The sequence below is a fragment of the Streptomyces sp. NPDC002232 genome, from assembly GCF_042890295.1.
Taxonomy (GTDB): domain Bacteria; phylum Actinomycetota; class Actinomycetes; order Streptomycetales; family Streptomycetaceae; genus Streptomyces.
This window is the reverse complement of record NZ_JBIARV010000004.1, coordinates 1,095,930-1,108,602: the sequence shown is the minus strand read 5'-3', so window position 1 is coordinate 1,108,602 and position 12,673 is coordinate 1,095,930. Positions and strand designations below refer to the sequence as shown.

At 71.0% G+C, this 12,673-nt stretch carries 12 protein-coding genes; 9 read left to right on the top strand and 3 right to left on the bottom strand.

What is annotated here, in order from left to right:
• Positions 1–186 precede the first annotated feature (186 nt).
• The 8 genes from ACFYXU_RS22915 (at position 187) to ACFYXU_RS22880 (ending at position 9,520) form a co-directional block, all read left to right on the top strand.
• Positions 187–1,272: an ABC transporter substrate-binding protein gene (locus tag ACFYXU_RS22915; protein ID WP_389406997.1), complete on the top strand. Its 1,086-nt coding sequence runs from the start codon at positions 187–189 to the stop codon at positions 1,270–1,272.
• Between the two features lie 645 nt (positions 1,273–1,917).
• Positions 1,918–3,660 (top strand): sugar ABC transporter ATP-binding protein, encoded by a 1,743-nt coding sequence (locus ACFYXU_RS22910; RefSeq protein WP_389406996.1) that lies wholly within the window; start codon positions 1,918–1,920, stop codon positions 3,658–3,660.
• On the top strand, positions 3,657–4,631 hold the full coding sequence (locus ACFYXU_RS22905) for an ABC transporter permease (RefSeq protein ID WP_389406995.1): 975 nt from the start codon (positions 3,657–3,659) through the stop codon (positions 4,629–4,631). Before ACFYXU_RS22910 ends, ACFYXU_RS22905 begins: the two co-directional genes overlap by 4 nt.
• On the top strand, positions 4,628–5,680 hold the full coding sequence (locus ACFYXU_RS22900; RefSeq protein WP_389406994.1) for an ABC transporter permease: 1,053 nt from the start codon (positions 4,628–4,630) through the stop codon (positions 5,678–5,680). Before ACFYXU_RS22905 ends, ACFYXU_RS22900 begins: the two co-directional genes overlap by 4 nt.
• A 127-nt stretch (positions 5,681–5,807) precedes the next feature.
• Positions 5,808–6,863 (top strand): LacI family DNA-binding transcriptional regulator, encoded by a 1,056-nt coding sequence (locus ACFYXU_RS22895; protein WP_389406993.1) that lies wholly within the window; start codon positions 5,808–5,810, stop codon positions 6,861–6,863.
• 97 nt (positions 6,864–6,960) lie between these two features.
• Complete coding sequence (locus ACFYXU_RS22890; protein ID WP_389406992.1) at positions 6,961–8,052, top strand: aldose epimerase family protein; 1,092 nt, start codon at positions 6,961–6,963, stop codon at positions 8,050–8,052.
• Positions 8,053–8,205: 153 nt separating this feature from the next.
• On the top strand, positions 8,206–8,970 hold the full coding sequence (locus ACFYXU_RS22885) for a maleylpyruvate isomerase family mycothiol-dependent enzyme (protein WP_389406991.1): 765 nt from the start codon (positions 8,206–8,208) through the stop codon (positions 8,968–8,970).
• 154 nt (positions 8,971–9,124) lie between these two features.
• A complete protein-coding gene (locus ACFYXU_RS22880; protein WP_389406990.1) occupies positions 9,125–9,520 on the top strand; it encodes a hypothetical protein in 396 nt (131 codons plus the stop codon).
• A 164-nt stretch (positions 9,521–9,684) separates the two neighbouring features.
• Here the strand turns inward: ACFYXU_RS22880 and ACFYXU_RS22875 are convergent, their stop codons facing one another.
• Together ACFYXU_RS22875 and ACFYXU_RS22870 are read right to left on the bottom strand one after the other, a co-directional pair.
• Complete coding sequence (locus tag ACFYXU_RS22875) at positions 9,685–9,876, bottom strand: hypothetical protein (RefSeq protein ID WP_361399217.1); 192 nt, start codon at positions 9,874–9,876, stop codon at positions 9,685–9,687.
• A 74-nt stretch (positions 9,877–9,950) separates the two neighbouring features.
• Positions 9,951–10,184 (bottom strand): hypothetical protein, encoded by a 234-nt coding sequence (locus tag ACFYXU_RS22870; protein ID WP_389406989.1) that lies wholly within the window; start codon positions 10,182–10,184, stop codon positions 9,951–9,953.
• A gap of 634 nt (positions 10,185–10,818) precedes the next feature.
• Here ACFYXU_RS22870 and ACFYXU_RS22865 point away from each other — a divergent pair.
• Positions 10,819–11,703, top strand: a complete 885-nt coding sequence (locus ACFYXU_RS22865; RefSeq protein WP_389406988.1) for a MurR/RpiR family transcriptional regulator — start codon at positions 10,819–10,821, stop codon at positions 11,701–11,703.
• A 14-nt stretch (positions 11,704–11,717) separates the two neighbouring features.
• Here ACFYXU_RS22865 and ACFYXU_RS22860 read toward each other — a convergent pair whose 3' ends face one another.
• Positions 11,718–12,671, bottom strand: coding sequence for an ABC transporter substrate-binding protein (locus ACFYXU_RS22860; RefSeq protein WP_389406987.1), 954 nt, complete (start codon positions 12,669–12,671; stop codon positions 11,718–11,720).
• Positions 12,672–12,673: the final 2 nt, after the last annotated feature.

Here is a 12,673-nt window from a genome sequence, read left to right as displayed (position 1 = left end):
AGTCGCCGACCCCTCGGAAGGCTGCTCCGAGCCCGTGTCCGCCCAGCTCATGGGCGTGACCCGGGCTGCACGAGGCTGCGCACCACGGTCCCGCCGTTCCCGCACGGCGAACCGGCTCCGCTTTCCTGCTCTGAGCGACCGCACGCCACTCGGCGGTGCTGTCCCCCGCCAAGGAGTGTCCTCACGATGACCCTTCCGCAGAGATACCGCACGCTCTCCGTCGCGTGCGTCGTCGCCGCCACCGCCACGCTCGCCCTCTCCGGCTGCGCCAAGTCGGAGACCACGGACCAGGCGGGCGGCGACAGCGGCCAGGCGGCCCAGACCGTGCAGACGCCCACCGCGTCCGCCGGCCCGGGCTGCACCCTCACCACCTACGGCGCACCCAAGCTCGACCTCAAGAACGCGATCGTCGGCTTCTCGCAGTCGGAGAAGGAGGCCAACCCGTTCCGGATCGCCGAGACGCAGTCCATCAAGGACGAGGCCGCCAAGATCGGCGTCAAGAAGCTCCTCACCACCAACGCCCAGTCGCAACTGCCCAAGCAGATCAGCGACATCCAGGACATGCTCGCCCAGGGCGCGCAGTTCCTCATCATCGCCCCGCTCAACTCCGACGGCCTCGAACCCGCCTTCCAGGCCGCCGCGGCGAAGAAGGTCCCCGTCCTCACCATCGACCGCAAGGTCAACGCCACCGCCTGCAAGGACTACCTGGCCTTCCTCGGCTCCGACTTCGTCGAGCAGGGAAAGCGGGCGGCCGACGCGATGATCAAGGCCACCGGAGGCAAGGGCAAGGTCGCCATCCTGCTCGGCTCCTCCGGCAACAGCGTCACCACGGACCGGACCAAGGGCTTCGTCGACCAGGTCAAGGCGGCCGCCCCCGGCCTGGAGATCGTCGCCCAGCAGACCGGCGAGTTCGCCCGCGACAAGGGCCAGCAGGTCATGGAGCAGCTGATCCAGTCCAAGCCGGACATCACCGCGGTCTACGCCGAGAACGACGAGATGGCGCTCGGCGCCGTCACCGCGCTCAAGGCGGCCGGCAAGGCCCCCGGCAAGGACGTCAAGATCGTGTCGATCGACGGCACGCGCAACGCCGTTCAGGCGCTGTCCAACGGCGAGTTGAACGCCGTCATCGAGTCCAACCCGCGTTTCGGGCCGCTCGCCTTCGCCACCGCGCAGAAGTTCTACGGCGGCGAGGGCATCCCCGAGGACGTCATCATCTCGGACCGCTCCTACGACCCCTCCAACGCCAAGTCCTCGCTGGGCGGGGCGTACTGACCCACGACCGACCCCGTCCGGCTCGGTCCGGCTCCGTCGGGAGCCACGGGATCGGCGGGTTCGACCGCCCGGGCCTGAAGGGTCGGCGCGGAAGTGGTCACGACAGACCCGGAGCACGACAGACCGGGCACGACGGTTCGGGCACCACAGACCGGCCGGGGCAGGACCGGTCACCCAGCAGGACCGGTTCCCGTACGGCCGGGATCGGTACGAGGCGCACGGCGCACCCGTACGGCTCCGATCGGTACGGGGGCGGCGCACGGCAGGCTCGTACGGCTCCGATCCGTACGAGCCGGTCCGCCAGGCCCGTACGGCCGCGACCGTTACGAGTCGGCCGGCCCGGCCCGTACGGCTCCATCGGTCGTCCGGGCCCGCTCCCGGCGCGGACGACCCCGGCCGGTGGTCCGGCCCGGTCCCGATCGGTACGGAACCGGGCGCGCGGCACGCTCCTCGCGCCCGAGTGCCGTCCGGGTTCCGCACCGGCCGCGGGTGGCTCCGTACGGCGTCCGGCCGGGTGTCGCCCCGGCCCCAAGCCCGGCCGATGCGGGGCCGCCCCGCCGGGAGCCCCGGCAGGGCGCGGACTACGGGGCGTCCACCCCTCCCCACTCGCCTCTCTCCACGTTCCTCCTCCGGAAGGCCACGTTCATGGCTCCCCCCGAAGCAGCGCCGCCCGAAGCCGCGCCGACCGCGACGAGCGGTACCGCGCCCTCGGCCGTACCGACGGTGCTCGAGGCACGCGGCGTCGGGAAACGCTTTCCCGGCGTGGTCGCGCTCGACGACGTCTCGTTCACCCTGCGCGCCGGCGAGACCCACGCGCTCGTCGGTGAGAACGGCGCGGGCAAGTCCACCCTCATCAAGGTCCTCACCGGCGTGCACCGCCCGGACAGCGGCGAACTGCTGCTGTCGGGCCGGCCGGTGCGGTTCGCCCGTCCCTCCGAGGCGCAGACCGCCGGAATCTCCACGATCTATCAGGAGGTGAATCTGGTCCCGTTGATGAGCGTGGCCCGGAACATCTTCCTCGGCCGCGAGCCCCGGAACCGCTTCGGGCTCATCGACTTCCCCCGGATGCACGCCGAGGCCGCGGCCCTCCTCGGCGGCTTCGGGGTGACCGTCGACCCCCGCCGGGCCCTGGGCACCCTCGGCATCGGCAGCCAGCAGATGGTCGCCCTCGCGCGGGCCGTCTCCGTCGAGGCCCATGTCGTCGTGATGGACGAGCCCACCTCGTCCCTCGAACCGCGCGAGGTGGAGACGCTGTTCCGGGTCATCGAGGACCTCCGCCGACGGAACATCGCGGTCGTCTACGTGAGCCACCGCATGGACGAGCTCTACCGGATCTGCGACCGGGTCACCGTGCTCCGCGACGGCGGGCACATCCACACCGGCCCGCTCGCCGGACTCGACCGCATGAGCCTCGTGTCCATGATGCTGGGCCGCGAGATCTCCGAGGTCCGCCGGCACGGCCTGACCAGCTTCGGCTCCGCCGGGCACGACGTCGCCCGCGAACCCGTCCTGACCGCCACCGGTCTGGTCCGGCGCCACCAGCTGGACGACGTCTCGCTGGAGCTGTACCCCGGTGAGGTGCTCGGCCTCGGCGGCCTGCTCGGCTCAGGCCGCAGCGAGACCGCCAAGGCGCTCGCCGGCGCCCTCTCCCTGGACTCGGGGGAGGTCACCGTCGGCGGCGCCCCGCTGGGGCGCTCGTCCTCGGCCGCCGCCATCCGCGCCGGCATCAGCCTGCTTCCCGAGGACCGCAAGGCCGAGGGGATCGTCCCGGGCCTCTCGGTCCGCGAGAACATCGTCCTGGCCGCCCTTCCCCGGCTCTCCCGCGCGGGCATCGTGTCCCGCGCACGGCAGGACCGCGTCGTCGACGTCTTCATGAAGCGACTGCGCATCAAGGCGTCGAGTCCGGAACAGAAGGTCGGCGAACTCTCCGGCGGCAACCAGCAGAAGGTCCTCCTCGCCCGCTGGCTCTGCCTCGAACCCAAGGTCCTCCTGCTCGACGAACCGACCCGTGGCATCGACGTCGGGGCCAAGGCCGAGGTCCAGGCACTCATCGACGAGCTCGCCCAGGAGGGCCTGGCGGTCCTGCTCATCTCCTCCGACATCGAGGAGCTCGTCGAGGGCGCCGATCGGATCGTCGTCCTCAGGAGCGGCGCCACCGCGGGCGAACTCGTCGGCGAGAACGTCTCCGAGGACGCCCTCCTCGCGGCCCTGGCCGACCACACCGGGGCCCCCGGCACCCCGGCAACCCCCGCCGTCTCCGCGTCCGGCGCCCCCGGATCCGTACCCCTGACCAAGTCCGCCGGGCCCGGCTCCCCACCGGACGCGGCGCACACGAAGCACAAGGCGCACCGGGCTCCGGGCCCTGCCGCCGAGGAGGACCCCCGATGACCACCCAGGCCGCCGCGGCGCCCGTCCGTGGCTCCGTGAACCGGCGGAACACGACCGCGTGGTTGCAGGAGTACGGCGTCTACGCCGCCGTGGCCGCGCTGCTGCTCTTCAACGCCTTCTTCACCGAACACTTCCTCACCGTCGACAACCTCCGGACCCAGCTGATCCAGGTCGCCCCGATCGTCATTGTGGCCCTCGGCATGGCCTTGGTGATCGGGACCGAGGGCGTCGACCTGTCCGTGGGCTCCGCCATGGCACTCGCCACGGCCCTGCTGCCGCTCTACCTGGGCTACGGCCTCGTGCCCGCCCTGCTCGTCGCCCTCCTCGCCGGAGCCGTCGTCGGCCTCGTCAACGGCTCCCTGGTCTCGGTGGTGGGGCTGCAACCCATCGTCGCGACCCTGGCCCTGTTCGTCGGCGGCCGCGGCATCGCGCTCGTCCTGGCCGACGGGCAGCTCAAGCAGATCGTCAACCCCGACCTGCTGGCCCTGGGCACCGGAAGCTTCCTGGGCGTTCCCCTCGTCGTGCTGATCGCCGGGATCCTGGCGCTCGCCGTCGCCTTCCTCGTCCACCGCACCACCTTCGGGCGGCAGGTCGTCGCCATCGGCGGCAACCGCAAGGCCGCTGCCCTCGCCGGGCTGCCGGTGAAGCGGGTGCTCATCGGCGTGTACGTCCTCTGCGGCGTGCTCGCCGCCCTCGCCGGCGTCCTCGCCACCGCGCGCCTCACCGCCAGCGACCCCTCCTCCCTCGGCACCCTGATGGAGCTCTCCGCCATCACCGCCGTCGTGGTGGGCGGCACTCCGCTGAGCGGCGGTTCGTTCCGCGTGCTCGGCACCCTGGCCGGCGCCCTCCTCATGCAGCTGCTGCGCGCCACGCTGGTCAAGCACGACCTGCCCGACTCCACCGCCCAGATCGCCCAGGCGGCCATCATCATCGCCGCCGTCTACGTCGCACGGGAGCGCCGATCCCGATGAACCCCCTCTCCTCCCTCACGGCCCCGGGGTCCGGCGTCCGGGGCTCCGGACCCGTCGGCAAGACGGACGCGGACCGCCCCGCGAGCGGCCTCACCAGGGCCGAACGCCTCCTCTCCCTGGTCCAGCGCCAAGGCGTGCTGGCGGTCCTGCTGCTCGTCGTGGTCATCGCCTCCTTCGCGTACCCGACCTTCGCGACCCTCGACAACTCCCGCGGTGTCCTCGTCCAGGCGTCGTTCCTCGCCGTCGTCGCCCTCGGGATGACCCTGGTGATCATCACCGGCGGAATCGACCTGTCCGTCGGCTCCGTCTTCGCCCTCGGGGGCGTCCTCGCCGCCTGGGCCTCGCAGTGGGGCCTGCTCCCCGCGCTGCTGGTGCCGCTGCTCGTCTGCGGGGCGATCGGGACGCTGAACGGTCTGCTGATCGCCCGGGCCGGCATGGCACCCTTCATCGTCACCCTGGCCTCGCTGCTCGGGGCGCGCGGGCTGCTGCTCGCCTTCACCGACGAGGGCGCGACGACCTACCTCGTACCGAAGGGCTCGGCCTTCGGCGAGCTCGGCCAGGGCACCGTCGGAGGCTTCGGCCACCCGATCCTCGTGGCCCTCGCCCTCTTCGGCCTCGGCGGTCTGGTCCTACAGCGCACCTCCTTCGGCCAGACGCTCTTCGCCGTCGGCGGCAGCGCCGACGCCGCCACCCTCATGGGACTGCCAGTGGCCCGCGCCAAGGTGACGGTCTACGTCCTCAGCGGCCTCCTGGCCGGCTTCGCGGGAGCGCTCAACGCCGCACGGCTCTCCTCCGGCGTCACCATCATCGGCACCGGCATGGAGCTCGACGCCATCGCCGCCGTCGTCATCGGCGGGACCCTGCTGGTCGGCGGCGCCGGCTCGGTCAGCGGCACCCTCTGGGGCGTCCTGCTGCTCGCGGTCATCCAGAACCTGATCAATCAGATCGGCTCGCTGAACTCCTCGTACCAATCGGTGGTCAGCGGTGGATTCCTGATCCTCGTCGTGGTGGCGCAGAGGTACGTTTCACGCAGCAGAAGGACGCTCTGACGCCGGAACCATCCCCACCGGCCCCCGTCACCCGGGGCCAGGAGCGCGCCCGCACCCCACCGGGGGCGGGTCGCACCGGCCCCGGACCCGGCGGGCCGACCGTGCAGAGCCGAACCAGAGGAGTTCCGTGGGCGTCAGCCTCAAGGACGTCGCGCAGCGGGCCGGCGTCTCGATCAAGACCGTGTCCAACGTGGTCAACAACTACCAGCACGTCACCCCGCAGATGCGGGCCAAGGTGCAGCAGGCCATCGACGAGCTCGGCTACCGCCCGAACCTCACCGCCCGGCACCTCCGCAAGGGACGCACCGGGATCATCGCCTTCGCCGTGCCCGAACTCGGCAACCCCTACTTCGCGGAACTCGCCGGCGCCGTCATCGACGCCGCCGCCCAGCACGACTACACCGTGCTCGTCGATCACACGGCGGGGCTCCGGGAGCGCGAGCTGCTCGTGTGCCAGGAGTTCCGCTCGCACGTCATCGACGGGCTGATCCTCAGTCCGATCCACCTGGAGAACGACGACCTCCTCGCCCGGCAGGAGACCTCGCCGCTCGTCCTGCTCGGGGAGCGCGAGTACGAGGCGCCGTACGACCAGATCGCCATCGACAACGTGGCGGCCGCCCGCACGGCGGTCCGTCACCTCCTCGACCTCGGGCGCCGGCGCATCGCCTTCCTCGGATCCCGCACCGGGCGCGAACGCCAGCCCGCCCACCTCCGACTGCGCGGCTGGCGAGAAGAACTCACCGCGGCGGGCGTCACGCCCGACGAGTCCCTGGTCGTCGCCACCGACGGCTACGGCAGGGGCGACGGCGCCGCCGCCATGACCGCCCTCCTCGACCGGGGCATCGTCCCCGACGCCGTCTTCGCCTACAACGACCTGATCGCCCTGGGCGCCCTCCGCACCCTCACCGAACGCGGCCTCCGGGTGCCCGAGGACATCGCCGTCGTGGGCTTCGACGACATCGAGGAGAGCCGGTACGGCGCCATCACGCTGACCACGGTCGCCCCGGACAAGCCGGCCATCGCCCGGCACGCCGTCGACCGCCTCGTCGCACGCCTCGCGGGCGGGCAGGTCGCCGAACCCCGACGCATCAGACCCGGCTACCGGCTGGTCGTACGCGAGTCGACGGGTGCGGCGGCGCCTGGGCTTCGGGAGGGGCAGCCTGCGTCGGAGGCCGAGGGCTGACGGAGGGCTGGACAGCATTTCGCGCCGAGTCCCCTCCCGTCGGCCGCACCTCTCGCCCTCCCCCTCCCTCCTCCCCCACTCGTGACGAGGACGCCCCATGCCCCGAGCCACCATCCACGCCAGGCCGTTCGGCACCACCCCGACCGGGGAGGAGGTCGCGCTCTGGCGACTCGCATCGCCCTCCGGCGCCTACGCGGAGATCCTCACGTACGGGGGGATCCTCCACGCCCTCGGTGTACCCGACGCCGGCGGCCGCACCGAGAACGTCGTCCTGTCCCTGTCGTCGCTCGACCAGTACGCGGAGAAGAGCCCGTACCTCGGCGCCCTGATCGGCCGTTACGCCAATCGCATCGCGTACGGGCGCTTCACCCTCGACGGCACCACCCACGCCGTACCGGCCAACGACCGAGGCCACGCGCTTCACGGCGGCCCCGCCGGCTTCGACTCCCGTGTGTGGGAGGCGACCCCGCACGCCGAGGGCGGCACCGCCGAGCTCCGGCTCCATCTCCACAGCCCCCACGGCGACATGGGATTCCCCGGGGCGCTCGATGTCACGGCCATCTACTCGCTCGACGCCGACGGCACCCTCGCCCTCGACTGCACCGCCACGACCGACCGCGCCACCGTCGTCAGCCTCAGCAACCATGCCTACTTCAACCTGGTGGCGGACGGCGGGGACGTCCTCGATCACACCCTCGAGGTCGACGGCGACGCCTACCTCCCCGTCGACGCGACCGGCATCCCGCTGGGCCCGATCATCCCCGTGACCGGCACCCCCTTCGACCTCACCGGCGCTCGCACTCTGCGCACTGGCGTCCTCTCCGACGACGGCCAGACCCGTGACGCCCAGGGCTACGACCACTGCTGGGTCCTGGCCACCCGCGAATCCGAGGCACCGCGCCGGGCCGCCCGTCTGTCGACCCCGGACGGCGCCCGGACCATGGAGGTCTGGACGACCGCCCCGGGCCTCCAGGTCTACACGGCCAACCATCTCGACGGGACGCTCACGGACCCAAGCGGTCGCCCGCTGCGCCGACACGGCGCCGTCTGCCTGGAGACCCAGCACCTTCCCGACGCCCCGAACCGCCCCGCCTACCCGAGTCCCGTCCTCCGCCCCGGGACGACCGGCCACCGCCGCACGGAGTTCCGCTTCCCCCGTGCCGCGTCCCCGTCGCCGACGGCCGGCTGAATCGGGCTCTTGACTTCCGTGTCGGGGTGCGAGTGCCGAGGCAAGGATCATTTCTGCGCGCGGGGGCCTGTAAGAGCGCGCGGGAGTAGGTGTGTTGGGGTTGATCGTGTTAATCGAATGCGAGAGCGCGGGTCCCGGTGGTACAAGATCTGCGTGCCTGAACAACTCTCCTTCCCCACGCTGCTGCGGATGATCGACGAGCGATCCGCCGCGTTCCGCGCCACCATCGCCGCGGCCCCGAGCCTCGACGCCGATGTCCCGTCCTGCCCGGGCTGGACGCTGTACGACCTGGCCAACCACCTCAGTGAGGGGGACCGCTTCTGGGCCCACATCGTGCTGAACACCGCGCCGGGCGACGAGCGGCCGAGCAAGGACGGGCTGGCGGCGCCCAGGGAGCGCAACGCCCTCATATCCTGGCTCGCCGACTCGACGGAGCAGCTGCTTACGGCGCTGCGCGAAGCCGGCCCGGACCGGGGCTGCTGGGCCTGGTGGCAGCCGCTGGCCTCGCCGCACACGGTGGCCGCCGTGGCCCGCCGTCGTGTCCCGGAGTCGCTGATCCACACCTACGACGCCCAGTTGGCGTCCGGTGCTCCGCAGGATCTCCCGACGACCGAGGCGAGCGACGCCATCGAGGAGTTCCTCGCCACCGTCTGCACCGGTACGGTCCCGTGGCCGGGCGAGCCCGCCACCATGGACTACCACGCGGCCGAGGCCGGCTCCTGGCGCCAGACGGTGGACGGCGACGGTTCCCGCTTCACCCGCCTGACCGCGGAGGAGGCCGCCGAGACGAAGCCCACCGCCGCCGTCTACGGCACGGCGAGCGAGATGGCCCTGCTCATGTACATGCGCATCCCGGTCGGCTCGCTGCGGAGGGAGGGCGACGCCGACCTGCTGCGGCAGTTGCAGGACTGGGGCTGAGAGGTCGTCCCGCTTGGCTCGACGCGCTGGGCTCGCACGGTCGGGCGGCTGCGGCCGCACGCACCGCCGCTCAGAATCCAAGGCCAAGCGTTTCCTGACCGTCACCCCCATCGCCGTCTGACGAGCAACATCCACAGGTAGGACGATCCACCACGTGATCGGATGGATGCACCACGCGCCGCGCTGGGCAGTCGCATCGGCCTGCGGCATCGCGGCCGTCCTGCTTTTCGTCGGCGCTCTCTCGCACGTCAGCGACCTCCTCAGCCACGGGCTGCACCCCTACGACTGGGCCCCGGGCTGGCTCAACCTCTACTGGTCGTCCCTTGCTCTGTTCGACACGCTCGCCGCCGTGCTCCTGCTCGGGGGCAAACGCCGGGGAATCGACATCGCCTGCGCCATCATGACGACCGACCTCGCCGCCAACTGGTACGCCGTCCACGGCATCCAGCACAGCACCCTCGCCGCTCAGCCCGGCCTTCAACGCCTCGGCATCTTCGCCGCACTGGTCCTGGGAACGGCACCCTTCATCCGACGGCACCTCACCGATTGAGTTCACCTTTGAGACCGACGGGCAAAGAAGTCACTTGAGGCGCCGGGTGGCGGGAGGCCGTCGCAGCGGTAGCTCGGGGTCGCGCGGGGACGAGAGTTACGGATGAGTCGTTCCGACTCGACGGCGGTGATCTCGGCTGCTGCCAGCCGGGCCCGCTCGCCTCGTCACTCATCGGGGCCCTGAAGCGCTCCACTCTTCACCGTCTTGACCGCGAGCACCGGGTTGAGAGTCTCCACGAGCTCCAAGGTGGCAACGGCCAGTAGCCGCGCGGGCGCGTCACCGACCAACAGCGCGCCCACGTATTCAAGGGCCTCCGCAGGCGAGAGCATCGGCAGCCTTTGGCGCAGCGTCCGCACGGGTCGGCGACTTCCCTCAATGTGTCGTGAAGGTCGTCTACGGCAGTGGCCGCACGTTCGACTGAACGTGCAAGTTATGCGTCAGGCTGCGCCGTCTCGTCTCGTTCGTAGTTGGCGAGGGCGAGGCCCAAGGCGAAGAAGGTCGGTGCCCATTCTCCGACGAATATGCCCCATCGGTCAGCGCGCTCCAGGCTTTCGCGCTGGCTGGAAGCCAGCCACGAGGACAAGGACAGACCGATGGATCCCACCGCTGCAAGGTAGGCATGCTCGCTGCGGAGCCCCGCTTCGTGGAGCTTCTTGATGATCATGATGGATCCTTCCCCAAGGGAGGCAGGGGGTTGGCGAGTGCGTGGGGACCTCCGTATCGGGTCCTCTCACGCGAGGCATGCCGTGACGGCATCTATGGTGTGACGCCGTGGACGCTTGCCCTGATTCTCGACTCTTTGCCCCTTCTTCGCTCAGTCGCGGAGAGATGGATGCATCAGCTCACATCAATCAGCGCAGCCGCCGTAGCCTTGCGGCGCCGACGGAACAGGGCGCGAGCAGTCCGGTGCGGTACAGCCCCAGTGCAGGCACCCTGGGCGTTCCGAGTGGAGCCGTTCCTGGGACGGAGTCGCCGTCCCAGGACGACGCGCGGGTCACATCCCCGCTGCCCCTCCGAGCACAGCCACGCCCCACGCCTGATCGTCGTGGTCGGTCGCCCACTCGCTGGACGCCGCAACGGCTGCGAGGCATGGGGCGCCGAGGGCTCATCGGGCTTCACCAGCGCACGTAACGTACGGTACATTTGGAGGCAAGAAGAGCCTCTTCTGTACCGATGGGTGGCCGGGCCAGCCAGGGGTCGGTAGCGCAAGCGTCCTGTCGGGACGGTGGGTGGGCCGGGTGGTCGCTCACCACGGAAGCCTCGCCGGAGTCCGGCGTAGCGTGTGGGAAGGACCGTATATGGGCGGCACTCTGGCCGACGAGATCCGCAGTCGACTCGGAGAGCTCAGTCCTGCCGAGCGGAAGGTCGCGCGGGTTCTGCTCGCCGGATATCCCGCCGCGATCTTCGAGACGGTCGCCACGATCGCCGAGCGCGCTTCGGTGTCCGCCCCCACGGTGCTGCGCTGTGCCTCTCGGCTCGGCTACCGCGGCTTTCCCGACCTGCAAGCGGCTCTGCGTGCCGAGCTGGAGGCTCGTCACGCCTCGCCGATCACCCTCTACGAGAGCACCGGGTCGGCGCGGAGCCAGGAACCGTCCGACGGTCGGGAGGACGCGGACGCCCATCCGGTCGCCGGGCGACCCCTGGCCCTCGTGCAGCAGGCTTTGTCCCAGACCTTCACCGAGGTCTCTCCCCACGAGTTCGACCATGCGGTCAAGCTGCTGAGCGACGCCCGTCGTCGCGTCCATCTCATCGGCGGGCGCTTCACCCACCTGCTCGCGGAGTATCTGGGGCTCCACCTGATGCAGTTCCGCGATCAGGTCGCCTTCGTCCCGGACCGGGACGTCGAGCGGGCGGCGTTCCTGACCCAGCTGACGCGTCGCGACGTGACGGTCATCTTCGACTACCGGCGGTACGAGGACGACAAGGCGGTCATCGCCGAGCTCGCACGGGAGCGCGGGGGCAAGGTCATCGTCTTCACCGATCCGTGGCTGTCCCCGAGCGCGAGCCACGCCGACGTCGTCCTCACCAGTCAGGTGCACTCCGACTCCCCCTACGACAGCCTCACGCCCACCTTCGCTCTCATCGAGGCCGTCGTCGCCTCGACACTGGGCGAGCTCGGCGCCGACGCGCACCAGCGGATGAAGGACGCCGAGGCCGTCGCCAGACGCGCCGGCCTGCTGTGAGGCGTCACCGGAACTCAGTCGAGTGCTCCGTTGACGGTCGCCTTCGGGATCGCGATGTTCGGGACCTCGTACTTGTTCAGGATCTTCGCGTAGGAGCCGTCGTCCATCAGCGACTGAAGGGCGGCCCGCACGGCTTCCTTCAGGCCGACGTGGTCCTTCGCCAGGCCGATCCCCATGGGTGAGGCGCTGTACTCGCCGACCGCGGCACGGCCCGTGACCGTGGAGAACGCCTTGCCTCCGTCGGCCGTCGAGGCGACGTAGGCGGCCGTCACCTCGTCCAGGTAGTCGGCGACGACCTTTCCGCTGCGCAGGGCGAGTTGCGCCTCGGAGTCCTTCGAGAAGGTGAGGATCTCGATCGGCGGGAGGCCCTTGGCCTTACAGAGCTGCTGGCGCTGCCGCAGAAGCTTCTGGTGGTTCGTTCCGGTCTGCACGCCGACCGGCTTCCCGCACGCGTCGGTGACCACGGTGATCCCGGCCGGGTTCCCCTTGGCGACGAGCCAGCCGGGTCCCGCGTTCAGGTAGTCGACGAAGTCGACGGACTCCTGCCGTGCCTTCTTGTCCGTCATCGCGGACATGACGGCGTCGAACTTGCCCGCCTGGACGGCGGGGAGGATGCCGTCGAACTTCTGGGCCTTGAAGTCGAACCGCACCCCGAGCCGGGCGCCGACGGCCTGCCCGAGGTCGAAGTCGATGCCGGTGATCTGTCGGCTGGCCTCGTCCTCGTACATCTCGAAGGGCGGGTACGGGATGTCCGTCGCCACGCGTACGGTCCTCGTGGCCCGGATGGCCTCGGGCAGCATGGCGTGGAGCTTCGGGTCGGGCTCGACCGTGAGGTCGGGGAGGACCGCGACGGGACCGGCCGTCGGTGGTGCGCTGGCCGCCGTCGTACCGGTCTCGGTGGTGCAGCCGGACACGAGCAGGGCAGCGACGGCGATGAGGACCGCTGTCGGGGTGAGGTGCGCGCGCATGA

Excerpts from the sequence above, each read along its gene's own strand:
- ACFYXU_RS22890 (WP_389406992.1), top strand. The coding sequence starts at position 6,961 with ATGCCCCGAGCCACCATCCACGCCAGGCCGTTCGGCACCACCCCGACC.
- ACFYXU_RS22915 (WP_389406997.1), top strand. The coding sequence starts at position 187 with ATGACCCTTCCGCAGAGATACCGCACGCTCTCCGTCGCGTGCGTCGTC.
- ACFYXU_RS22905 (WP_389406995.1), top strand. The coding sequence starts at position 3,657 with ATGACCACCCAGGCCGCCGCGGCGCCCGTCCGTGGCTCCGTGAACCGG.
- ACFYXU_RS22900 (WP_389406994.1), top strand. The coding sequence starts at position 4,628 with ATGAACCCCCTCTCCTCCCTCACGGCCCCGGGGTCCGGCGTCCGGGGC.
- ACFYXU_RS22870 (WP_389406989.1), bottom strand. The coding sequence starts at position 10,184 with ATGATCATCAAGAAGCTCCACGAAGCGGGGCTCCGCAGCGAGCATGCC.
- ACFYXU_RS22910 (WP_389406996.1), top strand. The coding sequence starts at position 1,918 with ATGGCTCCCCCCGAAGCAGCGCCGCCCGAAGCCGCGCCGACCGCGACG.
- ACFYXU_RS22865 (WP_389406988.1), top strand. The coding sequence starts at position 10,819 with ATGGGCGGCACTCTGGCCGACGAGATCCGCAGTCGACTCGGAGAGCTC.
- ACFYXU_RS22860 (WP_389406987.1), bottom strand. The coding sequence starts at position 12,671 with ATGCGCGCGCACCTCACCCCGACAGCGGTCCTCATCGCCGTCGCTGCC.